The 25,962-nt window shown below is 72.8% G+C and carries 25 protein-coding genes; 17 read left to right on the top strand and 8 right to left on the bottom strand.

All coding sequences use genetic code 11. The annotated features are described in order from the left end of the window. Nucleotides 1–362: CoA transferase (locus ACWD0J_RS23750; protein ID WP_451497823.1), on the top strand; the 362-nt coding region annotated here is incomplete at its 5' end. A 554-nt stretch (nt 363–916) separates the two neighbouring features. Here the strand turns inward: ACWD0J_RS23750 and ACWD0J_RS23755 are convergent. Next, nucleotides 917–1,858, bottom strand: a complete 942-nt coding sequence (locus ACWD0J_RS23755) for a hypothetical protein (RefSeq protein ID WP_451497824.1) — start codon at nt 1,856–1,858, stop codon at nt 917–919. Nucleotides 1,859–2,422: 564 nt separating this feature from the next. Next, nucleotides 2,423–3,616, bottom strand: a complete 1,194-nt coding sequence (locus tag ACWD0J_RS23760; RefSeq protein ID WP_451497825.1) for a N(5)-(carboxyethyl)ornithine synthase — start codon at nt 3,614–3,616, stop codon at nt 2,423–2,425. Nucleotides 3,617–4,174: 558 nt separating this feature from the next. On the opposite strand from ACWD0J_RS23760, the gene ACWD0J_RS23765 reads away from it, so the two are divergent. From ACWD0J_RS23765 to ACWD0J_RS23775, 3 genes are all read left to right on the top strand, one after another. Beyond that, entirely contained in the window at nt 4,175–5,266 is a 1,092-nt protein-coding gene (locus ACWD0J_RS23765) for a fatty acid desaturase family protein (RefSeq protein ID WP_451497826.1), read from the top strand. Nucleotides 5,267–5,338: 72 nt separating this feature from the next. Beyond that, on the top strand, nt 5,339–5,836 hold the full coding sequence (locus ACWD0J_RS23770; RefSeq protein WP_451497827.1) for a DUF2975 domain-containing protein: 498 nt from the start codon (nt 5,339–5,341) through the stop codon (nt 5,834–5,836). After that, on the top strand, nt 5,836–6,057 hold the full coding sequence (locus tag ACWD0J_RS23775) for a helix-turn-helix domain-containing protein (RefSeq protein WP_451497828.1): 222 nt from the start codon (nt 5,836–5,838) through the stop codon (nt 6,055–6,057). Before ACWD0J_RS23770 ends, ACWD0J_RS23775 begins: the two co-directional genes overlap by 1 nt. 7 nt (nt 6,058–6,064) lie before the next feature. Here ACWD0J_RS23775 and ACWD0J_RS23780 read toward each other — a convergent pair whose 3' ends face one another. Further along, the gene (locus ACWD0J_RS23780; protein ID WP_451497829.1) at nt 6,065–6,931 is read right to left on the bottom strand and encodes a class I SAM-dependent methyltransferase; all 867 of its coding nucleotides are present in this window, start codon (nt 6,929–6,931) and stop codon (nt 6,065–6,067) included. Nucleotides 6,932–7,334: 403 nt separating this feature from the next. Between ACWD0J_RS23780 and ACWD0J_RS23785 the strand changes: the two genes are divergently transcribed. Further along, complete coding sequence (locus tag ACWD0J_RS23785) at nt 7,335–8,798, top strand: hypothetical protein (protein ID WP_451497830.1); 1,464 nt, start codon at nt 7,335–7,337, stop codon at nt 8,796–8,798. A gap of 94 nt (nt 8,799–8,892) precedes the next feature. Continuing rightward, the gene (locus tag ACWD0J_RS23790) at nt 8,893–9,894 is read left to right on the top strand and encodes a hypothetical protein (RefSeq protein WP_451497831.1); all 1,002 of its coding nucleotides are present in this window, start codon (nt 8,893–8,895) and stop codon (nt 9,892–9,894) included. A 130-nt stretch (nt 9,895–10,024) separates the two neighbouring features. On the opposite strand, the gene ACWD0J_RS23795 is transcribed toward ACWD0J_RS23790, so the two are convergent. Continuing rightward, entirely contained in the window at nt 10,025–11,146 is a 1,122-nt protein-coding gene (locus ACWD0J_RS23795; protein ID WP_451497832.1) for an amidinotransferase, read from the bottom strand. 441 nt (nt 11,147–11,587) lie between these two features. Next, complete coding sequence (locus ACWD0J_RS23800; protein WP_451497833.1) at nt 11,588–11,965, bottom strand: peptidoglycan-binding domain-containing protein; 378 nt, start codon at nt 11,963–11,965, stop codon at nt 11,588–11,590. Nucleotides 11,966–12,473: 508 nt separating this feature from the next. Here ACWD0J_RS23800 and ACWD0J_RS23805 point away from each other — a divergent pair. Further along, complete coding sequence (locus ACWD0J_RS23805; RefSeq protein WP_451497834.1) at nt 12,474–13,571, top strand: helix-turn-helix domain-containing protein; 1,098 nt, start codon at nt 12,474–12,476, stop codon at nt 13,569–13,571. 164 nt (nt 13,572–13,735) lie between these two features. On the opposite strand, the gene ACWD0J_RS23810 is transcribed toward ACWD0J_RS23805, so the two are convergent. Further along, a complete protein-coding gene (locus tag ACWD0J_RS23810; protein WP_451497835.1) occupies nt 13,736–15,130 on the bottom strand; it encodes a glycoside hydrolase family 43 protein in 1,395 nt (464 codons plus the stop codon). 242 nt (nt 15,131–15,372) lie between these two features. On the opposite strand from ACWD0J_RS23810, the gene ACWD0J_RS23815 reads away from it, so the two are divergent. After that, nucleotides 15,373–16,797, top strand: a complete 1,425-nt coding sequence (locus ACWD0J_RS23815) for an amidase (protein WP_451497836.1) — start codon at nt 15,373–15,375, stop codon at nt 16,795–16,797. 110 nt (nt 16,798–16,907) lie between these two features. After that, entirely contained in the window at nt 16,908–17,354 is a 447-nt protein-coding gene (locus tag ACWD0J_RS23820; RefSeq protein WP_451497837.1) for a type II toxin-antitoxin system PemK/MazF family toxin, read from the top strand. 62 nt (nt 17,355–17,416) lie between these two features. On the opposite strand, the gene ACWD0J_RS23825 is transcribed toward ACWD0J_RS23820, so the two are convergent. Next, nucleotides 17,417–18,265, bottom strand: a complete 849-nt coding sequence (locus tag ACWD0J_RS23825) for a TIGR02452 family protein (RefSeq protein WP_451497838.1) — start codon at nt 18,263–18,265, stop codon at nt 17,417–17,419. Nucleotides 18,266–18,553: 288 nt separating this feature from the next. Between ACWD0J_RS23825 and egtA the strand changes: the two genes are divergently transcribed. The 5 genes from egtA to ACWD0J_RS23850 all read left to right on the top strand — a co-directional run bounded on the left by egtA (nt 18,554) and on the right by ACWD0J_RS23850 (nt 23,315). Then, complete coding sequence (gene egtA / locus ACWD0J_RS23830; protein WP_451497839.1) at nt 18,554–19,855, top strand: ergothioneine biosynthesis glutamate--cysteine ligase EgtA; 1,302 nt, start codon at nt 18,554–18,556, stop codon at nt 19,853–19,855. Next, entirely contained in the window at nt 19,852–21,213 is a 1,362-nt protein-coding gene (egtB, locus tag ACWD0J_RS23835) for an ergothioneine biosynthesis protein EgtB (RefSeq protein WP_451497840.1), read from the top strand. Before egtA ends, egtB begins: the two co-directional genes overlap by 4 nt. Continuing rightward, nucleotides 21,213–22,040, top strand: coding sequence for an ergothioneine biosynthesis protein EgtC (egtC, locus tag ACWD0J_RS23840; RefSeq protein WP_451497841.1), 828 nt, complete (start codon nt 21,213–21,215; stop codon nt 22,038–22,040). The genes egtB and egtC overlap by 1 nt, the downstream gene beginning before the upstream one ends. After that, a complete protein-coding gene (egtD, locus tag ACWD0J_RS23845; RefSeq protein WP_451497842.1) occupies nt 22,037–22,999 on the top strand; it encodes an L-histidine N(alpha)-methyltransferase in 963 nt (320 codons plus the stop codon). The genes egtC and egtD overlap by 4 nt, the downstream gene beginning before the upstream one ends. A gap of 100 nt (nt 23,000–23,099) precedes the next feature. After that, complete coding sequence (locus ACWD0J_RS23850) at nt 23,100–23,315, top strand: dodecin (protein WP_451497843.1); 216 nt, start codon at nt 23,100–23,102, stop codon at nt 23,313–23,315. 105 nt (nt 23,316–23,420) lie between these two features. On the opposite strand, the gene ACWD0J_RS23855 is transcribed toward ACWD0J_RS23850, so the two are convergent. Next, nucleotides 23,421–23,912 carry a phosphatase domain-containing protein gene (locus ACWD0J_RS23855; RefSeq protein WP_451497844.1) on the bottom strand — a complete coding sequence of 164 codons (492 nt, stop codon included), beginning with the start codon at nt 23,910–23,912 and terminating at the stop codon, nt 23,421–23,423. A gap of 111 nt (nt 23,913–24,023) precedes the next feature. Here ACWD0J_RS23855 and ACWD0J_RS23860 point away from each other — a divergent pair, with 111 nt between their 5' ends. From ACWD0J_RS23860 to rpmF, 3 genes are all read left to right on the top strand, one after another. After that, nucleotides 24,024–25,238 (top strand): right-handed parallel beta-helix repeat-containing protein, encoded by a 1,215-nt coding sequence (locus ACWD0J_RS23860; protein WP_451497890.1) that lies wholly within the window; start codon nt 24,024–24,026, stop codon nt 25,236–25,238. 55 nt (nt 25,239–25,293) lie between these two features. Beyond that, nucleotides 25,294–25,698, top strand: a complete 405-nt coding sequence (locus tag ACWD0J_RS23865; RefSeq protein WP_451497845.1) for a (2Fe-2S) ferredoxin domain-containing protein — start codon at nt 25,294–25,296, stop codon at nt 25,696–25,698. A gap of 93 nt (nt 25,699–25,791) precedes the next feature. Then, the gene (gene rpmF, locus ACWD0J_RS23870; RefSeq protein WP_095750490.1) at nt 25,792–25,962 is read left to right on the top strand and encodes a 50S ribosomal protein L32; all 171 of its coding nucleotides are present in this window, start codon (nt 25,792–25,794) and stop codon (nt 25,960–25,962) included.

Here is a 25,962-nt window from a genome sequence, read left to right on the forward strand (position 1 = left end):
CCGGCTCCGACCGCGTCGCCCACCGCCGGGAACTCAACGCCATCGTCGCCGAGCGGGTCGCCCGCTCCGGCGCGCAGGAGATCCTCCAGGAACTGGAGGACATCGGTATCGCGTGCGCCGGCGTCAACGACGTGGCCGCGTTCCTCGACCACCCGGTGCTGGCCGCCCGCGACCGCTGGCGGCACGTGGGCGTGCCCGGCGGCGCGCTGGTGCAGGCACTGCTCCCGCCGGCCGACCTGGCCGGTCTGCCCGCGCGGATGGATTCGGTGCCGGCGGTGGGCGAACACACCGACGCGATCCTCACCGAACTCGGCCGCGGCCGCGAGGACATCGAGGCCTTGCGCGCCGACGCGGTGATCTGACCGGCCCGCGGCGGACCCGGTCAGCCGACCAGGCCCTCGGGGACCGCCCTGGGTCCGTCCGGGGATGCCTGGGTTCCGTCCGGGGAGCCCGGGTTCGCCCGAGGTCCGTCCCGGGTTCGCCCGACGGCGTCGATCCGCAGGGCCGGGAACGCCTTCGCGCACTGCACGGTGATCGTGTTGACCGACCGCCGCCCTTGGACCCCGGGTAGGAGACGCCCGCGGAGTGGTACGCCGGTGTCCCCGGGGCGCGGACGGCGGTGGGCACGCTGACGCTGGACCGCGACCTGCTCCGGGTGGCGGGCAGTGACCTGCACCTGGTGGTCTGCACGGCCGGCCGGACACCGAGGACGCCGAGAAGCCGGAGCTGCCCGGCCGTCCTGGGCGCCCGGACCCTCGCCGGCCAGCCGGCGTGGAACGCGCGACGCGGAATCCCACGTCGGGTCTGGCCGGCGCGGCAGGCGTGCCCCGCTCCGCCTCGGTCGGCAGCCCGCAGCCGATAGCCGTCGGCGGGAGGCGGGAGGCGGGTGTGGGTCAGGCACATGTCAGAGGCGGTGTCAGAGGCCGTACCGGCTCTTCAGGTGGCGCCAGAAGTCGCGGAGCATCCAGGTGTCGAACTCCGTGATCCGGTCGGCGCTGCCCGCCTTCATGAGGAAGCAGCACTGGCCGGTCGGGGTCCAGTCGTAGAAGTCGTCGAGGCCGAAGGTGTGGCCGACTTCGTGCAGATAGATGTGGATGTTCTCCTTGTCCAGCGCGCCGGTGAAGTACTCCTGCCCGACCCGCTGGCCCCAGTCGCCGCCGGCGCCGCCCTGGAAGCCCTTCGTCAGCCACAGCGACTGGTCGTAGTGGCGGGCCGCGCCACCCGGGCACTTCGAGTAGTCGCCGTCCTGGTGGAAGAAGCGGCCGCAGTCGGGCGCGCACTGCGGGGCGCCGCCGCCGTCGAGGTTCCCGGCGTAGATGTCGACGGAGTTGTCGGTCCACTGCAGGGTGGAGCGGTCCTTGACCGCCCAGCCGACGATGGTGACGGGGACGGTGGTGTACGGCCAGGCGTTGGTGCCCGTGCCGTTGTCCACCATGGCGGCGGTCCACTTGGCGAACTGCTTCTTCAGCGCCGTGTGGATCCGGTCGCGCAGAGCGGCGGTGACCGGGGCGTCCGACTCCCAGCGGACGCAGTAGTTGATGCTTCCCTTGTTGGCCATGACCTGGTCCCAGCCGTAGTTGCGGAAGCCGTGGAGGTCGGGGTAGGTCGACTGGACGTGGTTCCAGACCTCGTTGAGCGGCTGGACCAGGTGGGCGGGCGGGTTCCAGTCGTCGGCCGCCTGGAACGAGGGTGCGGCCGGTGCGCCGGAGGGTGCGGGCGCGCCGGGCGCGGCCGTTGCCGCCGACGTCGCCGTTGTCGCGAGTGCCGCGGACGCCGCGGATGCCGCCGCGCCGGGTGCGGCCGACAGGGCGGCCAGGGCCGCGAGGACGGCGACCAGACGCGCGAGGAGGGTGCGCATGGGGTGGACTCCCTCGGTGGGGGACGGGATCTCAGCCACAGGTCGCCGCCGACGCCGGGCGGGTTGCCGGGACGTGGCGTCCGGATCCGCACGTCGAGGTCTGTGGCGGCGTGCCCATGAAGTGGCCGTGGCGTGCCCGTGGAGGATCCGCGGAAGACGTTCGCGGAAGGCGTTCGAGGAAGGCGTTCGAGGAACTGGCCGGGACCGTCGCCCGGCATCCCCGGGCGATCCTGGCCCTCGGGCAACTGCTCCGTCCGGCTGCCCGGACGCCTCGTCAAGACCGCTGACGGGTTCTCCACGCCGACGGGTTCTCCAAGCTGCGGTCCATGAAGAACACGAGCCTGTACCTGACCGGAGCGTCTGCCGGATCGCCGCTGATCTTGCGGAACGCGGTCACGGACGGCTCGCAGGAGTGGGAACTCATCCCGTGGGAGTCCCTCGTGGGAAGCCTGAGGGCGGTCCGCCCGGACGCGGGCGGACCGCCCTCACGGGAGCCGCTCACCGGGATCCCTCACCGGGCCAGGCGGGGCAGCCCCACAATCTGTCCCGCGGTCCCGCGGTGCGTCAGACCCGCTGGACGGCGGAGTTCGTCGTCCGGGCGGTGTCGACGGCCGGGGTCTCGACGGGGTGCGGGTAGGCGGCCGCCCGGCGCTGGAAGGAGAGGATCTTCGGGTTCCGTACGACGCCGTCACGCATCTCGATGGCCTTGCTGATCGTGGCGTCGGACTCCCATGCCGCGGCACCGCTCATGACCTTGCGCAGATAGGGCAGGAGCGCCTCGCTGATCTCCCACGTCGCCGAGTTCCACAGGTGGGACGGACTGTGGTCCACCGCGTAGTAGTGGCAGCCCGGCCCGACCGTGTGCATCGGGTCGTCGAAGGTGGTCGGCCGGGCCCAGGCGAAGCCCATGCCCTCGTCGCAGGAGACGTCGACGAAGAACGTTCCCGGCCGGAACAGGGAGAGCTCCTCGTCGGTGACGAACGTCAGCGGCGCGTCGGTGTCCTGCAGGACACAGTTGACGACGATGTCGAACCCGGCCAGGTACTCCGCCAGCGGCGCGGAACCGGACGGGGTGACCGCCCGCAGACGCGACGGGTCGTCCTCCTGCTCCTCGAAGTGGCCCATCACGACCGACGGCATCGGTGACGCGACCGCCGCCGCGGCGCGCTGGGTGAGCACCGTGACGTCGGAGACCCCCATGGCACCGAGGCCCGTGACCGCTCCGCGCGCCGTGGCGCCGAAGCTGATGACCACCGCGCGCAGGCGGCGCCCGTAGCTGCCGGTCAGCCCGCCGAGCTGGAGGGCGTGCAGCACCGAGCAGTAACCGGCGAGCTCGTTGTTCTTGTGGAACACATGGACGCTGAAGGCGCCCGCGGACGTCCAGTGGTTCATGGCTTCCCAGGCGATCAGGGTCAGCCGCCGGTCGATGCCGAGCTGGGTCATCGTCCGGTCCTGCACACAGTGCGGCCATCCCCACAGCACTTGGCCCTGCCGCAGCGCGGCGACGTCCTCGTGCATGGGCTTGGGCAGCATCAGCACGTCGCACTCGTCGAGGAGCCGCGCACGGGGGCGCAGGCCCGCCACGAGCGGTCGCAGCGCGTCGTCGGCGACGCCGAACCGCTCGCCGTAGCCCTCTTCGAGGAAGATCTTCTCCCGTACGTCCGGAGCGATCCGGTCGAGGTGGGCGGGGTGCAGCGGAAGGCGGAACTCGTTCTCCTTGCGGGAGGAGGCGAGGACGCCGAGGCTCATCAGGGACATGCGGGTGCGGCTCTTTTCCGGCCGGCGTCGATGCGCTGCGGCCTGTGCCGTTCCCCGAGGGCGACGCCGAGACGGATGACGGCGTGCGAGGTGCGCTCGGTACCTCAACCGTACTCCCCTCCGGCAGCGGAGCGGGCCGGTCAGGGCGTCGCCGGACCTTCCCCGCCCGGCCGGGAACCATCCCGGCACGCCGGACGTTGTAACGAGTGGTTGTAGTTGAAGTTTGCGAACGTGGAAGCGCCCGCGGAGTTCTGACAGCGGGCGTTTTGTCGTTTCGGAGTGTTCTTCGACGGCTGGCGACCAGCAGCCCGGGACCGCGCGAGCACGCGCGGTCTCCGCCCTACATCGCCGTCTCGAAGGAGACACACCCCATGGCCCAAGGAACTCCCGGCCCCAAGGGCATACGGGCCGACCAGGTCCGCGCGCTCTGAGGACACCCGATTCCGAGGCAGGCCCGCGCCGCGGGCCTGCCTCGCGCTGCTTCGATACGGGCTTCAGCACCCGGCGCCCCGCCCCCGCGCCGCCTGCACCGGCCCGCACGCATCCCGAAAGGACACCATGACCACTGACATCATCAACCGGGGCATCGAGCCGGCCGATCAGGCCGAGCCGGCGAAACCCTCCGCCGACGGCCGGGGCAGCGAGTACGCCGCGCTGTCCCGCGAGGTCAAGCAGCGCGGGCTGCTGAAGCGGCGCCCGGGCTACTACTCCGTCAAGGTCGGGGCGAACCTGCTGCTGCTGGCCGCCGGATGGACCGCGTTCGCCCTGATCGGGGAGTCGTGGTGGCAGCTGCTGACCGCCGCGTTCCTCGCCGTGATGTTCACCCAGACCGGGTTCATCGGGCACGACGCCGGGCACCACCAGATCTCCTCCTCCAAGCGCGTCAACAACCTGCTCGGCCGCATCCACGCCGACCTGCTGATCGGCCTGAGCTACGGCTGGTGGATCTCCAAGCACAACCGGCACCACTCCCACCCCAACCACGTCGACCGTGACCCCGACATCGCCGACGGCGCGATCGCCTTCACCGAGGACCAGGCCCGCGTCCGCACCGGGGCGTACGCCTGGCTGGGCCGCCACCAGGCCTGGCTGTTCTTCCCGATGCTGCTCCTGGAAGGACTCGCCCTGCACGTCGCCGGTGTCCAGGCGATGTTCGAGCGCACCGGCTCGCGTACCTCACGGGTGACCAAGCTGGCCGAGGCGGCACTGCTGACGACGCATCTCGTCGGCTATCTCGCCGCCCTCTTCGTGGTCCTGTCGCCCCTCCAGGCGGTGGCCTTCCTCGCGGTGCACCAGGGACTGTTCGGGCTGTACATGGGGTGCTCGTTCGCCCCCAACCACAAGGGCATGGCCCTCTTCGCCAAGGACGCCAAGGTCGACTTCCTGCGCCGGCAGGTACTGACCTCGCGCAACATCCGCGGCAGCCGGTTCACCGACTTCGCGCTCGGCGGGCTGAACTACCAGATCGAGCACCACCTGTTCCCGTCCATGCCGCGGCCCAGCCTGCGTCATGCCCAGGAACTCGTGCGGACGTTCTGCGCCCGGCACGGCATCGCCTACCACGAGACCGGGCTCTTCGACTCCTACGCCCAGGTGCTGCGGCACCTCCACACGGTCGGCGGCCCCCTCCGCCCCGAACTGGAGTACTGACCTCACCCGGCCCCTTGCCGAACCTATCGACTATCGATAGATTTCCATCGTGACTCGATCGAAGGGGAAGCGATGGGAAAGCTGACCGTGCTCGCGCTGCGGGCCGTGCTCGTGGCGCTGCTCGCCGGCTCGCTGTTCGTCCAGGCGGTGATGGTGCCGCTGCTGGCCATCGACATGAGGGACCTCGACGAGGACGTCGCACACCTGCGCATCCCGTTCCTCGTCATCACGGTGCTGGGTGTCGTGGCGGTCCAGGTCGTGCTGGTCTGTGTGTGGCGCCTGGTGACGATGGTGCGACGCGGCACCGTGTTCTCGCACGGTGCCTTCCGGTACGTGCACATCGTGATCGGCGCGGTCGTGGCGGCCGCGCTCCTCGTCTTCGCGCTCGGGGTCGTGCTGGCGCCGGGCGAGGCCGTCGCCCCGGGCGTGGTCCTCCTGATCGGCGGGGCCGGCGTGGCGGTGCTGGGGGTCGCGCTCATCGTGCTGGTGCTGCGGATGCTGCTCGCCCAGGCCGTCGCGCGCGACATCGAGGCGGCGCGGATGCGGGCTGAGCTCGCCGAGGTGATCTGATGCCGATCGCCGTCGACATCGACGTGATGCTCGCCAAGCGGAAGATGTCCGTGGGCGAGCTCGCGGAACGCGTCGGGATCACGCCCGCCAACCTGGCGGTGCTCAAGAACGGCCGCGCCAAGGCCGTGCGCTTCGCCACACTCGCCGCGCTCTGCGAGGTGCTCGAGTGCCAGCCGGGAGAACTGCTGCGCTGGGAGCCCCAGGACACGGGGAACGAGTGACGAGCCCTCAGCCCCCCGCCGGGCCCGCCGGGTCAGCCGATCGGCCGGCCGGCGGGCCCGGCGGACGGGGCCGGGCGCGGTCCGGCGTGGGGTGGGTGACCCGGAGCTTGGACTGGCCGTGCGGCAGTCGCTCCCAGTCCTCCATGAAGCGGGCGGTCAGACCGTGCTTCTCGGCCAGCCGGATCAGCGTCTCGGTGCGGTAGTAGAAGTCCTCGCCCAGCACCTGGTGTTCGTCGCGAGCGGTGCGGTCGAAGGTGAAGTCGAAGAAGCCGTCAGGGGCCAGCACCCGTCCGACGTGGCGGAGGCATTCGTCGATGACCTCCAGCGGCGAGTGCGAGAACACGCTGTGCGCGTGCACCACCGTGAAGTACCCGTCGGGCAGGAAGTCCAGCGTGAGGTCGGCGACGGGGGTCAGGTGCGGCAGCTTCCGCTGGAGGCCGTAGCGGACCAGGGTCTTCTCGGCCTCGATGAGGATGTCGGGCGAGATGTCGATCCCGACGTAGTGCCCGGGCTCCAGGTACTCGATGAACCGCCACCCGGCGCGCAGATTGCCGCACCCGATCTCCAGCATCCGGTCCCGCGGCCGCAGCCCGTGGCGCACCAGGTAGTCGTACTGCATCTGCCCGATGGCCAGCCAGCGCGCGTGCGACGGCACGCCCCCCACCGCCGCCTCGGGACTCCTCGCGATGTCCGACGCCATCACCGCGCGGTAGTACGCGATGTGACTTCCCCGGTGCCGGAACCGCAGCCAGCCGTCCCTGCCCGCCCGGCGCAGGTAGGGCAGAACGCGCTGGGGATGACGCAGCGCGTGACGCACCTTGTGTCCCAGGCGCGAACGGTTCGCTGTCAGGCGCGCGGCGGATGTCCTGTGCATGACGGTCTCCGTGTCTTCCGTCCGTAGGCGTTGCCTGTCCGGATGCTAACCACGAAGGCCGGCGACGGCGCGTCGGCGGCCGTCCGCGCCCGCCGTCCGCTCCGGCGGCTTCCTCATGCCCTGCCGCGGGGTCCTTCCCGCTCACCCGTTCGGGACGGGCCGCTCGGCCGAGTGCCGCACCGGCCTGGTGGACCACCGCGGCCACCGGCAGCGTGGAGGCGCGGACACGGGCCGTGGACGCCGTCGCCGTACCGTCGAAGGAGGCCGGACCGTGCAGGAATCCCCCTTGATCTCCGGCCCACCGCGCGGTCTGCCGGACGAGGCACAGCGGCGGACGCGAGGAGGCCGGCGGGATCGAGGACGCCGGGAGCACGGTGATCGCCGCCGTGCTCCGCGAGCGGGGGTGGCCGCCCGTGCGCTGCTGTGGCCGGCGGCCGTCGCCGCCGCTTTCACGCTCGTCCAGCTGACTCTGGTGGTGCCGGGCCTCGGGCTCGGCTGGGACGAGACCGTGTACGTCAGCCAGGTCAGCCCGCAGGCCCCGGCGGCGTTCTTCAGCGCGCCCCGCGCCCGGGGCGTCACGGTCCTGGTCGCCCCCGTCACCGCGGTGACCACCTCCACCCTGGCACTGCGCGTCTACCTGGCCGTGCTCTCCGGCTGCGGGCTGTTCGGAGCGCTGTGGGTGTGGCGGCGCATGCTGCCCACTCCCGTCCTCACGGTCGCCGGGGCGCTGTTCGCGAGCCTGTGGATCACGGTGTTCTACGGCCCGCAGGTGATGCCGAACCTCTGGGTGGCCTACGGGGCACTCGTCGCGGCCGGCTGCTTCCTGCGCGCCGTCCGCCGGCCCGGCGACCACCGGGCGCTGGCCGGCCTGGCCGCCGGGGTCGCGCTCGCCGCGCTGATGCGTCCCACCGACGCGGTGTGGCTGGTCCTGCCGCTCGCGGCGGCGGCGCTGCTGCTGCGGACCCGGCGCCGGCTGTCGCTGCTCCTCGTCCTCGCCGCGGGCCTGGCCGTCGGCTCGGCCGAGTGGATCGTCGAGGCGTACGCGCGGTACGACGGCCTGTTCGCCCGGCTGCGGCGAGCCAGCGACATCCAGGGGCAGCTGGGCGCGTACTTCGCCGTCGACGACCATGTACGCGCGCTGAGCGGGCGGATCCTGTGCCGTCCCTGCGACGTGCCCTGGCGGGACCCCGTCGCCGGTCTGTGGTTCTTCGCGCTGCCCGTGCTCGTCGCGGGCGGCGTATGGGCGGCGGCCCGCGCCCGCGCCCGCCACCGGGCCGGGATCGCCCTCGCGACCGGGGTCGGCCTGGTCCTCGCGGTGCCCTACCTGTTCACCGTCGGCTACGCGGCGCCGCGTTTCCTGCTGCCGGCGTACGCCCTGCTGAGCCTGCCGGTGGCGCAGTGCCTGGTCGGGGTGTGGCGTGTGCGGCCACCGTGGCGCCGGGTCGGTGTCGCTCTGCTCGGCGTGGCGGTCGTCGCACACCTCGTGGTCCAGTACCAGGTTCTCGACGGCGTGACGGGCCGGGTGCGCGAAGACACCGCCGACCACACCCGCATCGCCGCCGCCCTGCGCGCGCAGGGCGTGCGCCCGCCCTGCGTGATCACCGGCGAGGAGGCGATCCGGGTCGCGTTCCGCGCCGGCTGCGCCTCCCGCCAGCCCGCCGGCCATGACACGAGCATCACGCCGGGCGGCCTCGCCGCCGCGGCCCGGCACCGGCCGGTCGCCGTCCTGCTCTCCGGGGACCGGCGTCCCCCGGCCTACGCCCGCGGCTGGCGCGCCCTCCCCCTGCCGGACCTGCGCAACCGGCCTGACTACCGCGCCTACCTGTCCCCCTCGGCGTTCCCTTCTCCCGGACGCCGGGGCGGCTGAGTGCGCGGAGGCGATGCGGAGGCGACCGGCCGGCCGCCGCACGAGCGGCGGGCTCGACGTGCGCGGTGGTCACACCCGACGAAAGGCGAGGAGCATGCGGCGCAAGGGAGGGCGGGGCGGCACCGGGCCGGACGGGGAGGCCGTTGATGGGGAGGCCGTTGACGTGGAGGCCCTTCTCGACGAGCTCCACATCACGCCGCCGCCCGGTTTCGTCGCCCGGCGCGAGGAACTGGCCGCGGCGGCCAAGGCGGACGGCCGGGTGGACGATGCCCGCCGGATCCACGCCGCACGCCGCCCCACCCTCGCGGCCTGGGCTGCCAACCTGCTCCTGCGTGGCCGGCAGGAGGAGAGCCGGCGCTTCCTGGAGCTGGGGCAGGCGCTGCGCGAGGCCTACCGGTCCCTGGACGCCGACGGGATCAAAGAGCTGTCGGAGCAGCGCCGCACGGTCGTTTCCGCCCTGTCCCGGCAGGCTGCCCGGCTGGCCCGGGAGGCCGGGCACCGACTGTCGGACACGGCCCAGCGGGAGGTGGCATCCACTCTGCGTGCCGTGCTCGCCGACGAGGACGCGGCGGCCCGGTGGGCCACCGGCCGGCTGGAGACCGCGCTCACCCCGCCGTCGGCGTTCCCCGCCTCCACCCCCCAGGAGTCCGGCCCGCGGTCGAAGTCACCGAAGCCGCCGAGGTCACCGAAGTCACCGACGACGTCCAAGCCGTCATCCAGGGCTGCGGCGCCGCCGTCATCGCGGGCGCGGGCCGAGGACGACCTCGCCGAACGACGCCGGCGGCGGGAGGAACGGGCCCGGGCCGAAAAGGCGGCCAGGGCGGCCGAGCGTCGCCTGCGCGACCGGCACGCCGCACGAGCGGACGCCGACGCGCTGGTCCAGCAGGCACGCGACCGGCACGACCAGGCCCGCCGGCAGGTGTCCGCCGCGGAACAGCGACTGCGCCAGGCCCAGGAGGAACTCCAGCAGGCGGAACAGGAGCAGCGGGCAGCCGTGGAGGGGCGGCAGGCGGCCGTCGACGCCGTGAACGAGGCCGAACAGGAGGCACGTGAGGCCGCCCAAGAAGTGGAACGCCTCACCGCACCGCCCGGCTAGGCGCGGCACGCGGGCGGCGCTGTCCACGCGCCACGCCGGCCGTCGTCAGCCGTCGTCAGCCGGCGCTCCCGCGCGTGAGCCGGGCCGGCAGGCGTCCAGAGGCTGAACGCTCCCGACGCAGCTGATCCGGTCAGTCGACATACGATTCGAGCGTGCCGCGTCGGCGGGTGTCGAGGGTCGCGCAGTGGAACGAGCCACCGAACGGCGCGTAGTGCAGCAGGTCGCACGGGATGGGCTCGAACCCCCACTTCTCGAGCGCGCGCAGCATGCTGGTGTGATGCCGCTCCGCGATCACCCGTTTCTCGTCGACCATCAGGATGTTCATGCTGAGCCACTTGCCGCACATCGACGTGATCTTGAGCAGGCGCTCGTCGATCGGGTCGGGCTCGGGGGCGACCAGGACGTCCCACGAGCGCAGGACGTCGGGCAGGCGGTCGACGTCGACGTACTCGGGATTGACCAGTACCTTGCCGGGCGCGAGCAGGATGAACGTCGTGTCGATGTGCATGGGTGTGCGGCAGCGGCTCTCGATCTCGTGGACGCGGTAGCCGGGTCCGAGATGCCGGCGCAGCCACTCGATGCCCATGCGGTTGGTGACGTTGCTCCGCGTGACGAACAGATCGCGTCCGGCGCGCACGAAGTCCGCCGCATCGAACACCGGCTCGAACTCGGTGAGGATGTAGCGCATCGGCTCCCCCGGCTTGGGGGGCCGGAAGTCCTTCTCGAACAGCGCGTCGGTGAGTTGCGGCTTCGGTGCCGCCGTCCAGCGCGCCCCACGCCGGAAGTAGTCCTTGAGAACCTCGCGATAGGAGTGGGTCTCGAAGTACCGGCACGGCCAGGCCATCGGGGTCTCGATGATCTCGTCGCCGATCACGAGCATGCTGTCGCGCGGACAGGTGTTGCAGAACCCGCGCGACGACCAGTCGGGGGTGCCGAAGAGCTGCCGGTGATCGACCGCTTCCGGGCGCCTGACCGTGACGTCGAGGGACTCCAGGAGGGCGATGAACTGGTCGAGCTCCTGCTGCGCCCGCTCGATCAGCAGATGCGGATAGCGGAAACCCGCGGCGATCCCCTGCAGCCGCGCCGCCCATGGGGGGATGTTGCAGGTCACGACCGGATGGTCGGAGGGAATCGTCGCGCCGTCGAGACGGCCGACGATGATCTCCTCCAACGGGTCCCACTCGTTGTGGGAATTGACCGGCGAACCGAGATGCTCCGCGGCGACGGCGGTCGTGACCGACGGCGCCGACATCACGCGTGGTCCGCAACGTGCGAAGGGGTGTCGTCGACTGTCGTCACCGTCAGATTGCCGGGTCTCACCACTGCCGCCATATCCAACCGCTTTCACTCATCACGTTGACTCGGCGCCCCGCAGAAGTCCGGCCCTTCCCTGCGCTCAGGGCCACTTCACCCGACTACCCCGACCGGGAGACCCTGAACGTCCCCGGCTCGCGACTCGACGGCCCCCGTGCGGGAGCAGGCCGATCGCCGACGGCACCGCGGCGTACTGCTCGCCGCGGTGCCGTCGGTGCGGAGTGACCGATCAACCGGCTGGACCGGCCGGACTGCCTGGTGCTCTGTCCGCAGGGGACTGCCGTGTCGCCGCCGCGTACGGCACGCCCCGCCCCGGACGGATCGTCAGCGTCCGGGATCACGCACTGCCGCAGACTCCTGGCCCACAAGGCCGTTGGGCCTACGGGCAGCCGTCGCCGCGCAGAGCCCGCCAGGTGTTCGTACCGATCTCGCCGTCCACGCTCAGCCGCGTGGTGCAGTAGTACCTGCTGTCGTACTGGAAGGAACGGGTCGCGTCGTTGGTGTCCTCACCGAAGTCACCGTCGATGCCGGAGGAGCCGACGTCGTAGCCCCAGTACTCCAGCAGACACTGGGCCTGCTTGACGGCGGTGCCGCTGGAGTTGCGCGCCATGGAGATGGTGGGAGTGGAGTCCGTGTAGTTGCAGCCGTGGACTCCGGCCGCCCCTGACGTGCCGGCCAGTGCGGGCGCGGCCAGAGCCGGCCCGGTCACCAGTGTCGCGGCCGCTGCGGCGGCCGCGGCGAATGTGCGCAATCGCATGAGCGTTCCCCTTGGTGTGTGGTCGTCGGATCGAGAACGGATACAAGGCCGTCCTCGGAGGACAACCGCTCCGGCCGGCCTTCCGACGGCACGTCGGTGTGGCCTGGGCCGGGGCGGATCACTGTCTTGCCGGTGGTGCCGTCGCGGACGGCCGACTCGGCGTCGGACGCCCCGTGCCGCCCGTGCGAGTTCCAAGGCCCCACGTTCTGTCCGTGTCCGTGGGCCTTCCGGCAGTCCGCGTCGGCACCTCCTGTCTGCGCCACGGTGTGTGCGCAGCGACCGGGCACGGTCCGGCACCTCCGGCACCCGTGGGTTCCGTCGGTCCGGCGGGCCCCAACCCTGTGCCGTGCCCGAGCCAGGCCGACGCTGGCAGCAGGCGCCGGTGGCTAGCAAGGGAGCGTCACCCGGTGGGATGCTGGGACACCGAGACGCGTGGGACCTCGTACTTCTGCTGACCTGCTGGGACACCGGTGGGACAAGCAGAGCGGATGAGGACCGAGGGGGAGCCATGTCATCGCAGCCCGTGGAGTTCGAGGAGTTCGCGGCCTGTCTGCGGACACTCAGGGAACGAGCGGGCCTCAGCTACGGGGCGCTGGCCGGGAAGACCGGGATCAGCAGCTCCAGTCTGCACCGGTACTGCTCCGGCTCGTACGTCCCGCTGGATTACGGATCGGCGCACCGGTTCGCCACCGCCTGCGGGGCGTCACCGGAGGAACTGCGCCGGTTACACCGGCTCTGGGCCCTGGCGGACGCCAGCCGGGAGCCCGGTCGCGACGGGGGCGGTGGCGAACCGGTGCCGGACCCGGTGCCGGACCCGGGTGCCGGCCGGGCAGGGGACCGCGCACCGGATCCCCTCCCGGCCACCGCGCCGCTGCCGCCCGCACCCGCCGAGCGCCCGTCACGGCACCGCGCGAGATCGCAGACTCTCGGAGTGATCGCGTTGATCCTCGCACTGGGGGCCACGGCATGGGTGGTGGCGGCCGTTTCGGGCACCGGACCGGCTGACGGCGGCGCGTCCGGCGGCGGGGAACGCCTGTTGTTCTCGGCGGCGTGCGCCCAGCCGGTGAGCATGGGTCAGCACGACGCCTGCGTGCGGGAGGTGCAGCGGCTCCTGGTCCGGGCCGGGGCGGAGCTGGACGTCGACGGTGACTTCGGCCCGCAGACACTGCGTCGCGTGACCGCCTTCCAGGTGCTGTCCGGCATCGGCCCCAACGGGGTGGTCGGCGAGGAGACGAAGAAGGCGCTGTACGCAGCGCAGACCCGGATGAACACCTGGACGCCGCAGAGGGTGCGGCAGCGGATCCGTGAGGTGTTCCGCGAAGCGCCCGACCGCGCGGTCGCCATCGCCGACTGCCAGTCGTTCCTCGATCCGTTCCACATCCTGCCGAACACCAACGGCACCCGGAACTGGGGCGTCTTCCAGATCTCCGACGCCAGACTGCGAGAGCTGCGGGGCACCCCCCGCGACGCGCTGGACGCGGAGTGGAACATCCAGGCCGCCCACCGGCTGTGGAGCCGTACGAAGAGCTTCGGGGACTGGCCGCACTGCGAACGCGCGTACGGCGGCTCGTCGTCGCCCTCACCGTCCGGCTCGTCGCCTGGCTGAGCGGCTCCGAAGAGGCGTGGCCGGGGGTTTCTACGACTCCCGAGGAGGTCAGCGGGCCTGAAGGCATCGACCAAGGAGTTCACGCAATGCCGCCCGGCGGCGGGCCGGACCAGGCCGCAGGGCCTGCTCCGGCCGCCTCACGCGCGGCGGCGGTGCCGGACCGCTCAGCCCCAGGCCGCCGTCGGCACGAACGAACTGTCCTGCCGGAACAGGTCCGTGCCGTCCGCGCGGGCCACACGGAGCTGGTAGTCGTAGTGGCGCAGGTAGTAGCCGGGGTAGTTGTACGACTCGAAGCGCAGTGAGCCGCTCGACGTGCCGGTGCGGGCGATGAACGTGGCGTCCCTGGCGAAGGTCGACGTGCCGTTGTTCGGGTCGAAGCGGGCGCGGAAGTCCCAGTGGCGCAGGTAGTTGCCGGCGGCGTCCCGGAAGGAGTAGCCGTTCGCGTCGGCGAGGCCGGCGACGACCGTGAAGGTGGCCGCCTGCTTCTCGGCGGTGGTGCTGGAGCCGCTCACCACCGGGAGGTTGAGCAGCGAGGACTGCGACTGCCAGTACCGGGTGGAGAAGTTGGCCGACTGAAAGGAGCGCGTGACGTTCCTCGCCAGGCTCGGGCCGCCCGACACCGTCTCCTTGATCACCGTGAAGTGGCGGGCCGTGCCCGAGACGCCGGGCAGTGCCGCCGGGGCCGACCAGGTCGCGAAGGTGTCGTAGCTGTCGCTGTAGTAGTAGGTGCCGTCGCCGTAGCCGTCGTAGAAGATCCGCCAGCCGCCGTTGTCGAGTTGCACCAGTGCCGCGCCCTCGCGGTAGCTGCCCCAGCCGGCCCAGTTGCCGGTGCGGCTGATGGTGTAGGGGCCGGTGAGCCGGGAGGCCGTCGCGTACTCGATGTACTTGGACGTCTCGTTCTTGGTGAAGGCGTGGTAGGTCGAGCCGATCTTCACGATGTACGTGTCGATGTGGTTGGCCCCGATGCCCGACAGCGCCACCGGTGAACTCCACGTCGTCAGCGCGGTGTTCGTGGCCTTCAGCAGGTACGGGGTGAAGATCCACTCGTCGTTCGTGGTGGAGCAGGACACGATGATGTTCACGCTGCCGTCGCTGTCGACGAACCACTCCGGCGCCCAGGCGCGGGACAGGTTGGCGATCGGGACCGTGTAGTCGTACAGGAACGTCCAGTTGACCCGGTCCGAGCTGCGCGCGAAGCCGATCGTGGTGCTCGGGTCCTGCCAGGTGTGGGTGGTGTAGGTGATGTAGTAGTAGCCGTTCGTGTGCTTGAAGATGCTCGCGTCGCGGATGCGGTTGCTCGGCGGCGTGTAGGCGGACGACTTGGCCAGCCGGAAGTCGGTGGCGTCGTCGGACTGGTAGACGTTCACGGTGCCGTCGTTGCTGTTGAGGAACGGCACGATGGTGTAGCGGGTGGCCGAGCCGCTCGGCGGCGCGGCGGCGAGGGCCGAGCCGAGCAGTCCGGGTACCTCGCCCATCAGCACGGCCGAAGCCGGCAGGGCGGCCAGAGCGCGCAGCAGCGTGCGGCGGGACGGCGACGGCAGGGAGGATCGTGTGCTCACGGGCGGCTCTCTCTCGGACGCGTGCGGCTCTACGTTCGACATTGCGAACAAAGTTCGGAAAGTCGATCAGAAGGTAGGGGTGGGGCGCGAACGCGTCAATGGTTTGCGCACGACCTCGTGATCCGCGCAGAGAACCGGGGTGCTCGCCGTCCGGGCCGCCGGACCGCCGCTGCCGTCGAGGCGTTCCGCCACGCCCCCACGGACGTTACGGTGCAGTGGACCGCCCCCCGGAGGTGTCCCGCATGACGCTCGACCGTTCCGCAGGCCTGACGGAGTCCGCCCGGGCGCTGGCCGCCGGGGAGGTGACCGCCCGGGCGCTCACGGAGCGGGCCCTGGCCCGGATCGAGGCCACCCGGGACTCGCTGAACGCCTTCCGGGTCGTACGGGCCGAGGCGGCGCTCGCCGAGGCGGAGGCGGCGGACGAGGCACTGGCCGCCGGGGTGCGCAAGCCCCTGCTCGGGGTGCCGGTGGCCGTCAAGGACGACATGGACGTGGCCGGCGAACCGACCGCGTTCGGCTGCCGGGGCGCGTTCCCGCCGGTGGCGCGGGACGGCGAGGCGGTACGGCGGCTGCGCGCGGCCGGGGCGGTGATCGTCGGGAAGACCAACACCTGCGAGTTCGGGCAGTGGCCGTTCACCGAGGGGCCGGCCTTCGGCGCGACCCGCAATCCGTGGAGCCCGGAGCACACGCCCGGGGGTTCGTCCGGTGGTTCGGCCGCCGCCGTCGCTGCGGGCCTGGTGCCCGCCGCACTCGGCTCGGACGGGGCCGGCTCGGTACGCATCCCGGCTTCCTGGACCCATCTCATCGGCGTCAAGCCGCAGCGCGGCCGGATCTCCACCTGGCCGCGCGGCGAGTCGTTCCACGGCATCACGGTCAACGGCACCCTGGCCCGCACGGTCGCCGACGCGGCCCTGCTGCTGGACGCGGCGAGCGGCAACCACGACCTGGACCCGCACCGCCCGCCGGCCGTCCGCGCCGCCGAGGCCGTCGGCCGCGATCCCGGCCGACTGCGCGTCGCGCTCTCCCTCAAGCCGCCCTTCACCGCCCTGCCCGCCCGCCTCCAGCCGGAGGTGCGCGCCCTGGTCGTCCGACTCGCCGACCGGCTCGGCGCGTTGGGGCACGACGTCGAGGAGGCCGATCCGCCGTACGGACAGATCGGGCTGGCGTTCGTCCCCCGCGCCACCGCCGGTCTCGCCGAACGCGTCCGCGAGGCACCCTTCCCCACCCTCCTCGACCGCCGCACCCGGGAGGCCGCCCGGCTGGGCGGGCTGCTCGGCGGGGCACCGCTGCGGGCGGCCCGGCGCGCCGAGGCGGTGCTGCACCGTCGCATCGGAGGGTTCTTCACGTCGTACGACGTGGTCCTCGCGCCGACCACGGCCGCGCCCCCGCCGCGCATCGGCGCGCTGCTGAGCCTGAACGGCCTGGCCACCGACCGCGCGATGATCGCCGCCTGCCCCTACGCCTGGCCGTGGAACGTGCTGGGCTGGCCCGGCGTCAACGTGCCCGCCGGTTTCGTCGCGGACGGTCTGCCGATCGGCGCCCAGCTGCTCGGTCCCGCGAACAGCGAGCCGCTGCTCCTCTCCCTGGCGGCGCAGCTGGAGACGGACCTGCGCTGGCACGAGGCGTGGCCGCCGGCGCATGCCGCCTCGAACTCCCCCTCCGCGTAAGGGTGTTCGCCGTCCCACGCCCGTACCAGAACGGGCAGGCGGCGGGTGCCGGTGGCGAAGGACGGAGGGCGGGGCGGGCGGAGCCCCGCGAGGGCTCTAACGTTGCGCCCGTGACTGCTTCTGTCGATGAGAACGTCCCCGGCCGGTTCGGCCCCTCCGCCACGACCGAGGCCGACCCGCGCGCGGTGGGCCGGGTGCGCACGGAGTACTCGCCCGCGCACGACGGGGACCCGGATCCCGGCGAGGTCGTCTGGACCTGGGTCCCCTACGAGGAGAACGACGGCCGGGGCAAGGACCGCCCCGTGCTCGTCGTCGCCCGCGAGGCCGGCGGCACCTTCCTCGCCGTCCAGCTGTCCAGCAAACGGCACGACGGGGACCGGGAGTGGGTGCCGATCGGCAGCGGGCCGTGGGACCGCTCGGGACGGGACTCATGGGTCGACGTGGACCGTGTCCTGCGCCTGCACGAGGCCGGTATGCGCCGCGAGGCCTGCGCCCTGGACCGGATGCGGTTCAACCTCGTGCGCCACCGGCTGGCGGAGCGCTACGGCTGGACCTGACCCGCCGCTCCTGCCCGTCCCGCCCTTCTGGGGCTCTGGGGCTCCGCCCCGGACCCCGCTCCTCACACGCCGGAAGGGCTGATGCCGGGCGGCGGGGTCCGACGCTCCGGGAACGCCCGCGCGAACGCCGCACGCACCACCGCACCCGGGGTGCGGTCGAGGATCCCGAAGACCACGTGCGCGAAGGTGCCGGCGAAGCGGCCGCCGGGACCGAGGTGTGTCCGGAAGGCGTCCGCGACCTGCGCCGGGTCGTTCTGGAACACTCCGCAGCCCCACGCGCCGAGCACCAGCCGCCGGTAGCCGTGCGCGGCGGCGGTCTCCAGGACCCGTTCCGCCCGGACCGCCAGGGCCGTCGGCAGGTCGGCGGCCCGCTCCGGTGCCGTCCGCAGCACCACGCCGGCGTTCGGCGCGGCCGCGGTCAGGAAGCCGGCGGTGTACGGCTCGTCCAGCAGACGGCCGCGGTCGTCGCGGAAGACGGGCACGGCCGGTGCGTGCAGGACACGGTCGGTGTAGAACGGGTCGCGGTGGGCGCGGTGGTGGTCGTAGAACTCCCGGGCCCCGGCCAGGCAGGCGTACAGCGCGGAGGCCCGGCACAGGGCCTCCTCCTGGGCCTGGGCGCCGTTGCGGAATCCGCCGCCGGGATTGCGGGCCGACGCGAAGTTCAGCACGGCCACCGGTGAGGCCAGCCGGCGGGCCGCCTCCAGGCTGCTCTCGCCCGTGACCTCGACACACGTGTCCGCAGACGGGGCCGGCGGTACCTCCACCGGGCCCGGCCCGTACATCCGGGTTCCGTGCACGGCCGCCTCGACCGCCGCGGCGATGGACACCTCGTGCCCGGCCGGCGCGCGGTAGGCCCCGGCCGCCACGATCCGCTCCGTCTGCTGCGCGATGCCGCGCAGGCGCGCGCTCATGGCGCCACCCCCGTGCGCGCCATGACCGCGTGCCGCGCGGCCTCCCCCGTCGTGCCCACGTACGCATCGTGAGCGATCCTGATCCTGCGGCGCAACGCGTTTTCCTGGCCCCGGGCCCGCAGGAAAACTCCTCGACACCATCCCGGGAACGGGGCCCCGCGGCCCCGATTGCGGGGATGTGCCCCCTTGTGCGGAACGGCGGAAAGGTCTTGGGTGGGTCGGGTGTGCCGACCCCGGCCCATCGGAATCCGGGCCGGCGGCATGGTGGAATCTCAGGAGGATCCCGACATGTCTGACTCAATGAGTGGCTGTACGGAGACCGGTACAGCCATCACGGAAACCGAGGTGGAGGCCCTGGTCCGGGGCATCTGCTTCAAGACCGGCCCACCGCGCAGGGTGGGCGTGGAAGTGGAGTGGCTCGTCCATGAGCTGCGCGCCCCGCGGCTCCCCGTGACACCCGAACGACTCGCAGCGGCCTACGCCGCACTGCGGACCGTGCCCCTGAGGTCGGCGCTCACCGTCGAGCCCGGCGGCCAGCTGGAACTGAGCTCGCCGCCCGCCGCCTCCCTGACGGAGTGCATCGGTACCGTCTCCGCCGACCTGGACGCCGTCCGCGCGGTCCTCGCCGAGGACGGTCTCGCTCTCGTCGGCCTCGGCCAGGATCCCTGGCACCCGCCCCGCCGTTTCCTGCGCGAGCCGCGCTACGACGCCATGGAGACGTGCCTCGACCGCACCGGCCCGGCCGGCCGCGCCATGATGTGCACCTCGGCCTCCGTCCAGGTGTGCCTGGACGCCGGACACGAGGAGCCGGGCCCGCTCGGACTCGGGCGGCGCTGGTGGCTGGCGCACCAGCTGGGCGCGGTGCTGGTGGCCGCGTTCGCCAACTCGCCCCTGGCAGGTTCCGAGCCCACCGGGTGGCTCTCCTCCCGGCAGCTGCTGTGGACGCAGATCGGCGCCGACCGCGCGGGCGCGCCCGCACCGGACACGGACCCGCGCACCGCCTGGACCCGGCACGTCCTGGACGCCCCGGTGATGTGCGTACGGCGGGAGAGCGGCCCGTGGGAGGTGCCCGACGGGCTGTCGTTCCGGGAGTGGACCCGGTCACGGTCGCCCAGGCCGCCGACCCGGGAGGATCTCGACTACCACGTCACGACCCTGTTCCCGCCGGTCAGACCGCGCGGCCACCTCGAACTGCGCATGATCGACGCGCAGCCCGGCGACGACGGCTGGATCGTGCCGCTCGCCGTCACGACGGCGCTCTTCGACGACCCGGCGGCTGCCGAGACCGCCTACCGGATCATGAAGCCCCTGGCCGAACGGGGCATGGGGCTGCCCGCGCCGCACAATCCGCTGTGGACCGAAGCGGCCCGGCGCGGCCTGACCGACCCTGAGCTGCACGAGGCCGCCGTCGCGTGCTTCGCGGTGGCCCTGGAGGCCCTGCCCCGGCTCGGTGCCGCCACCGACGTGACGGACGCGGTGACGGCGTACCGGGACCGCTATGTCGTGCCGGGCCGCTGCCCCGCCGACGACCTGCTCGACCGCTTGCGCGGCACGGACGGCCGCGCCCCCGGGAAGGACATCCGCACATGACCGACCCCGCCCTCGGCACCGGCTCCGCCGGCGCCGCCGCCGGCCTCGACCCCGGACTCGACGGCGAGGCGTTCCGCGAGCGGGCGCTGACCACGCTGACGACCGCACGGGAGCGCACCACGCTGCTGACCAGCTGCGTGGAGGATCCGGACCTGACCGCGCAGCACTCGCCGCTGATGTCGCCGCTGGTGTGGGACCTCGCGCACATCGGCAACCAGGAGGAGCAGTGGCTGCTGCGGGCCGTCGCCGGGCAGGAGGCGATCCGGCCCGAGATCGACAGCCTGTACGACGCCTTCGAGCACCCGCGCTCCGAGCGGCCCTCCCTGCCCCTGCTGGCGCCCGCGGAGGCCCGCGGGTACGCGGCGGACGTCCGCGGCCGGGTGCTGGACGTCCTGGAGCGCACCGCCTTTCACGGGACGCGGCTCACGGAGGCGGGATTCGCTTTCGGGATGGTCGCGCAGCACGAACAGCAGCACGACGAGACGATGCTGATCACCCATCAGCTCCGCAGGGGGCCGCAGGCCCTGACCGCCCCGGACCCGGACCCGGTACCGCTGTTCACCGGCCCGGCCCAAGTCCTGGTCCCCGGCGGCCCGTTCACGATGGGGACCTCGGACGAGCCCTGGGCGCTGGACAACGAACGCCCGGCGCACCGGCGTGAGGTGCCGCCGTTCTCCATCGACACCACTCCGGTGACCAACGCCGCGTACCAGGCGTTCATCGAGGACGGCGGCTACGACGAGGAGCGCTGGTGGGCGCCTCAGGGCTGGGCCCACATCCGCCGGCACTCCCTCCACGCGCCGCTGTTCTGGCACCGCGACGGCACGCAGTGGCTGCGCCGCCGCTTCGGCGTCACCGAGGTCGTGCCGCCCGACGAGCCGGTGGTGCACGTGTGCTGGTACGAGGCGGACGCCTACGCCCGCTGGGCCGGGCGCCGGCTGCCCACCGAGGCCGAGTGGGAGAAGGCCGCCCGGTACGACCCGGCGGGCGACCGCTCGACGCGTTACCCGTGGGGCGACACCGACCCGGGGCCCGAGCACGCCAACCTGGGCCAGCGGCATCTGCGTCCGGCGCCCGCCGGGAGTTACCCGGCCGGTGAGTCCCCGCTCGGCGTACGGCAGTTGATCGGTGACGTGTGGGAGTGGACGGCGAGCGACTTCCTGCCGTACCCGGGGTTCCAGGCGTTCCCGTACAAGGAGTACTCGGAGGTCTTCTTCGGCCCCGGCCACAAGGTGCTGCGCGGCGGTTCGTTCGCCGTGGACGCGGTGGCCTGCCGGGGGACGTTCCGCAACTGGGACCATCCGATCCGGCGGCAGATCTTCTCCGGGTTCCGAACCGCCCGTTCGGAGGCCGTCTGATGTGCCGTCACCTGGCCTACCTGGGCCCGGAGGAACCGCTCGGCCGGATCCTGACCGAGCCGCCGCACAGCCTGTACCGGCAGTCCTGGGCGCCCCGGCGGCAGCGGTACGGGACGGTCAACGCCGACGGCTTCGGCGTCGGCTGGTACGCCGACGGCGACCCGGAACCGGCCCGGTACCGCCGCGCCGGGCCCATCTGGGCGGACCGGTCGCTCGCCGACCTGGCCCGGGTGGTGCGCTCCGGGGCCGTGCTCGCCGCCGTCCGGGACGCGACCCTGGCGGGCGCGGACGCGGAGGCCGCGGCGGCGCCGTTCGCCGCGGGCCGCTGGCTGTTCAGTCACAACGGGGCGGTCGCGGGCTGGCCGGGTTCGCTGGCGCCGCTCGTGGCGGGTCTGCCCGCCGCCGACGTGCTGTCGCTGGAGGCGCGCAACGACTCGGCTCTCGTGTGGGCGCTGGTCCTGGCCCGGCTGCGCGGCGGCGACGAGGAGGGCCAGGCCCTGGCCGACTCGGTCCTGGAGGTCGCCGCGGCGGCCCCCGGCTCCCGGCTCAACCTGCTGCTGGCCAACGGCGAGAGCATCACCGCGACCGCCTGGGGCGACACCCTCTGGTACCTCTCCGAGCCCGGCCGCCGCACGGTCGTGGCCTCCGAGCCCTACGACGACGACCCGCACTGGCGGGAGGTCCCCGACCGCACCCTGCTCGCGGCGAGCCGCACCGACGTGCTGCTCACCCCGCTCAAGGAGCCGAGTGAGCCACTGCGGCCCGCTCCCGCCCCCGGCTCCGCCGGGACAGGGTCACCGTCCTCACCGAAGGAGCCCAGCACGTGAGTCCGTTCCTTGTCACCCGCGTCCTGGCCGAGGACGCGACGGACGCCGCTCTGCGCGCCGACGTCCTGCGGGGCCTGACCCGCACCCCCAAGACACTGCCGCCTAAGTGGTTCTACGACGCCCGCGGCAGCGACCTGTTCGAGCGGATCACCGAACTGCCCGAGTACTACCCGACGCGCGCCGAACGGGAGATCCTGATCGCCCGCTCCGGTGAGATCGCGGCGGTGACCGGCGCCCGCACGCTGGTCGAACTGGGCTCCGGCTCCTCGCAGAAGACCCGCCACCTGATCGGGGCGCTGACCGGCCTGCGCACGTACGTCCCCGTCGACGTCAGCGAGAGCGCGCTCACCCAGGCCGGGCACGCGCTCGTCGCCGAGCGGCCGGGGCTCCGGGTGCACGCGCTGATCGCCGACTTCACCGCCCGGCTGCCCCTGCCGGACACACCCGCCCCCCGGCTCGTGGCCTTCCTCGGCGGCACGATCGGCAACCTGCTGCCGGCCGAGCGGGCCGCGTTCCTGGCGTCCGTCCGCGCCCTGCTCTCCCCCGGCGACGCACTGCTGCTCGGCACGGACCTGGTCAAGGACGAGGAGGTCCTGGTGCGGGCGTACGACGACGCGGCCGGGGTGACGGCCCAGTTCAACAAGAACGTCCTGACCGTCGTCGACCGCGAACTGGGCGCCGACTTCGATCCCGGCGCCTTCGACCACGTCGCCCTCTGGGACGCCGGGAACGAGTGGATCGAGATGCGGCTGCGCTCCCGTACGGCACAGACCGTGAAGATCCCCTCGCTCGGCCTGGCCGTCGACTTCGCGGCGGGCGAGGACCTGCGTACCGAGGTGTCGGCGAAGTTCCGCGAGGAGGGCGTGCGCGCGGAACTGGCCGCGGCGGGCCTCGGCCTGGCCCACTGGTGGACGGACGGCGAGGGCCGGTTCGCGCTGTCGCTGAGCGTGGCGCGGTGACGGCGGACGCCGGGCCGTCTCGCGCGCCGCCGTCGCGTGGGGCACCGTGGAATGACCGCCCGACACAGGTGACACCCGTCACCGCCGAGAGGAGCCCCGCATGTCGAACCACACGTACCGGGTCACGGAGATCGTCGGCACCTCGCCCGAGGGCGTCGACCAGGCCGTCCGCAACGGGATCTCCCGTGCCTCGCAGACCCTCCGCAACCTCGACTGGTTCGAGATCACCCAGGTGCGGGGCCAGATCGAGGACGGGCAGGTGGCGCACTGGCAGGTCGGCCTGAAGGTCGGCTTCCGGCTGGACGAGTCCGACTGACACACCGGACCGTGCTGACACACCGGACGGCACAGACACTCCGGACGGTGCTGACACCCCTGACGGGAGTGACACCCCCTGAGGCCCCGGGAACGCGCCGGGGTCTCAGGTCCGCCCCTCCCGCTCCTGCGCGACCTTCAGCTGGGCTGACTGGGCCGCCCAGCGGGCCCGTACGACGGTGAAACCCGCCCGTTCGGCGTCCTCGCACACCAGCTCGTCGTCGTCCACGAGCACCCTGACCTCCCGGCTGTCGGCGAGCCGGCGCAGGCGCTCCAGCTTGGTGCGCCGGGCGGGCCTGCGGTCGTTGTCGCGCCGCATGTACAGCCGCCCCTCGGGCAGCCCCTGCGCGGTGAGCCAGTCGAGCGTGTCGCGCCGGCAGCGCTCGGGCCGTCCGGTGAGGTAGACGACCTCGCACTCCCGCGCGCTCTCCAGCACCAGCGCGATGCCTTCGGGGATCGGCGGGTCCTGGGGCGCGGCGGCGAAGAACCCGTCCCAGTCGCGCGGCGCGCGCTCCAGGAACCGCTGCCGGTGGGCCGTGTCGGCGAGGGTGTTGTCCAGGTCGAACACGGCGAGCGGTGGCTTGCTGCTGTCGGTCACGCGCTCCACCCTAGACATCCGCGCCCGCGGACCCGGCAACCCCCGCGCCCCCGGCGGCCACTGCTGTGCGACATGGCACGCACGGCGAAGGCGGGAGGCCCCATGCGCAGGATGCGCGACACGACGGTCTGGGCGACGACGGCACTGGTGAGCGCGGCGCTGGTGACGGGAGGGGGCACGGCGGGCCCGGCGTCCGCCGCCACCGCCGCGACGACCCTGGTCGTGGCGGCCAACGGCGACGACTCCGCGGCGGGCACCCTCGCCCAGCCCCTGCGCACCATCCAGCGGGCCGTGGACCTGGCGGGGCCCGGCGACACGATCGCCGTCCGCGGGGGGACGTACGCCCTCACCGACAACATCACCCTCACCACCTCGGGCACCGCGTCCCAGCCGATCACGCTCGGCGCCTACCAGGGCGAGCGGGTCGTCGTGGACGGCGAGCGGCTGCCCGCGAGCCACACGCCGGTCGGCGGCAGCATCCCGCGCGCCGAGCGCGGGGCGATCCACCAGGAGGCGTCGTACTGGCGGATCTCGGACCTGGAGATCGTCAACGGTCCGTACGGCGTGTACTGCGACGGCTGCAACGGGAACGTCTTCGCGCGGCTGAAGACCCACGACAACTACGAGTCGGGCTTCCAGCTCCAGGGAGCCTCCAGCAACAACCAGATCCTGAACCTGGACAGTTACGCCAACCGCGACCCGCGCAAGAACGGCGAGAGCGCGGACGGTCTCGCCATCAAGGAGGGCACCGGAACGGGCAACGTGGTGCGGGGCGCCCGGCTGTGGAACAACGTCGACGACGGCTTCGACAACTGGAAGTTCACCTCGCCGGTCCTGGTCGAGAACACGGTCGCGTACGGCAACGGCGTCAACCGCTGGGGCTTCCCCGACTTCGCGGGCGACGGCAACGGCTTCAAGCTCGGCGGCGGCAGCCCCGCCCCGGCGGTGGCCCACACCCTGCGCAACAGCGTGGCGTTCAAAAACGCGGCGCACGGCGTCACGGACAACGGGAACACCGGCGCCCTCGTCCTGACCCGCAACTCCACCCACGCCAACGCGGGTACGGGCTTCGACGTCGACGTCTCCGGCGGCAAGGCCGTGCTCACCGCCAACCTCTCGGTCGCGGACGCCCGCGCCGTCGCCCTCGGCTCGGCCACGGTCTCCAGCGGCAACTCCTGGAACCTGGGCGGTACGTGGAACGCGTCCTCGGTCCTGAGCACGGACGCCGCTCCTCTCACGGGCGCGCGCAAGGCCGACGGATCCCTGCCGGCCGCACCGTCGTTCCTCGTGCCGCGTGACGGGACGGGCATCGGGGCGCGATTCTGACCGGAACCCCACCCCGGCGACCCCCTCTGACCGGCGAAGGCCGCATGCTTCTCCCATGCCTTCGACGCCCCGTACCCGCCTGACCGGTTCCGGTTCCTGCACCCTCGTCGTGTGCCGGGGCTGCTGTTGCGGCAATCCGCGCAAGCAGCCCGGCACCGACCCGGCCTGGCGCCTGGAGCTGTTGCGCGCCGCGGCGGCCGAGCACGGCTTCCAGGTCCGTACGACCGACTGCCTGGGCCCCTGCGACCAGGCCGACGTCATCGTCGTCCGCCCCTCGGCCGCCGGGCGCCGGGCCGGGGGACGGGCCGTCTGGATCGGGTTCGTCACGGACGACGACAGCACCGAGGAGGTCGTGCGGTGGGCGGCGGCGGGCGGGCCCGGGGTGGCCGAGCCGCCGCTCACGCTGGAGTTGCAGTTCATCCGGCCGCCCCGGGACGCGCGCACGCGTTCCCGCCGCTGAGACCTTCCCGGCCGTCACACGACCCCCCTCATTGTTAATGGGATCCATTTTCATGTAGCGTCCTCGGTGCTCACCCCACCGAGGAGGACCGTCATGGCTGTTCCCAAGCGGAAGATGTCCCGCAGCAACACCCGTCACCGACGCGCGCAGTGGAAGGCCGCCACGCCCACGCTGGTGCCCGTCACGATCGACGGCGTGCGTCACCTCGTACCGCAGAACCTGGTCAAGGCGTACGAGCGCGGGCTGCTGCGCCCCGAGGGCTGA

Source organism: Streptomyces sp. NPDC003011 (assembly GCF_053591515.1).

What these genes read in the sequence shown, in the direction of transcription:
- ACWD0J_RS23755 (WP_451497824.1), bottom strand. Translation starts at nt 1,858, where the DNA reads ATGCGCACCCTCCTCGCGCGTCTGGTCGCCGTCCTCGCGGCCCTGGCC.
- ACWD0J_RS23760 (WP_451497825.1), bottom strand. Translation starts at nt 3,616, where the DNA reads ATGTCCCTGATGAGCCTCGGCGTCCTCGCCTCCTCCCGCAAGGAGAAC.
- ACWD0J_RS23765 (WP_451497826.1), top strand. Translation starts at nt 4,175, where the DNA reads ATGACCACTGACATCATCAACCGGGGCATCGAGCCGGCCGATCAGGCC.
- ACWD0J_RS23770 (WP_451497827.1), top strand. Translation starts at nt 5,339, where the DNA reads ATGGGAAAGCTGACCGTGCTCGCGCTGCGGGCCGTGCTCGTGGCGCTG.
- ACWD0J_RS23775 (WP_451497828.1), top strand. Translation starts at nt 5,836, where the DNA reads ATGCCGATCGCCGTCGACATCGACGTGATGCTCGCCAAGCGGAAGATG.
- ACWD0J_RS23780 (WP_451497829.1), bottom strand. Translation starts at nt 6,931, where the DNA reads ATGCACAGGACATCCGCCGCGCGCCTGACAGCGAACCGTTCGCGCCTG.
- ACWD0J_RS23790 (WP_451497831.1), top strand. Translation starts at nt 8,893, where the DNA reads ATGCGGCGCAAGGGAGGGCGGGGCGGCACCGGGCCGGACGGGGAGGCC.
- ACWD0J_RS23795 (WP_451497832.1), bottom strand. Translation starts at nt 11,146, where the DNA reads ATGTCGGCGCCGTCGGTCACGACCGCCGTCGCCGCGGAGCATCTCGGT.
- ACWD0J_RS23800 (WP_451497833.1), bottom strand. Translation starts at nt 11,965, where the DNA reads ATGCGATTGCGCACATTCGCCGCGGCCGCCGCAGCGGCCGCGACACTG.
- ACWD0J_RS23805 (WP_451497834.1), top strand. Translation starts at nt 12,474, where the DNA reads ATGTCATCGCAGCCCGTGGAGTTCGAGGAGTTCGCGGCCTGTCTGCGG.
- ACWD0J_RS23815 (WP_451497836.1), top strand. Translation starts at nt 15,373, where the DNA reads ATGACGCTCGACCGTTCCGCAGGCCTGACGGAGTCCGCCCGGGCGCTG.
- ACWD0J_RS23825 (WP_451497838.1), bottom strand. Translation starts at nt 18,265, where the DNA reads ATGAGCGCGCGCCTGCGCGGCATCGCGCAGCAGACGGAGCGGATCGTG.
- egtA (WP_451497839.1), top strand. Translation starts at nt 18,554, where the DNA reads ATGTCTGACTCAATGAGTGGCTGTACGGAGACCGGTACAGCCATCACG.
- egtB (WP_451497840.1), top strand. Translation starts at nt 19,852, where the DNA reads ATGACCGACCCCGCCCTCGGCACCGGCTCCGCCGGCGCCGCCGCCGGC.
- egtC (WP_451497841.1), top strand. Translation starts at nt 21,213, where the DNA reads ATGTGCCGTCACCTGGCCTACCTGGGCCCGGAGGAACCGCTCGGCCGG.
- ACWD0J_RS23850 (WP_451497843.1), top strand. Translation starts at nt 23,100, where the DNA reads ATGTCGAACCACACGTACCGGGTCACGGAGATCGTCGGCACCTCGCCC.
- ACWD0J_RS23860 (WP_451497890.1), top strand. Translation starts at nt 24,024, where the DNA reads ATGCGCGACACGACGGTCTGGGCGACGACGGCACTGGTGAGCGCGGCG.
- ACWD0J_RS23865 (WP_451497845.1), top strand. Translation starts at nt 25,294, where the DNA reads ATGCCTTCGACGCCCCGTACCCGCCTGACCGGTTCCGGTTCCTGCACC.
- rpmF (WP_095750490.1), top strand. Translation starts at nt 25,792, where the DNA reads ATGGCTGTTCCCAAGCGGAAGATGTCCCGCAGCAACACCCGTCACCGA.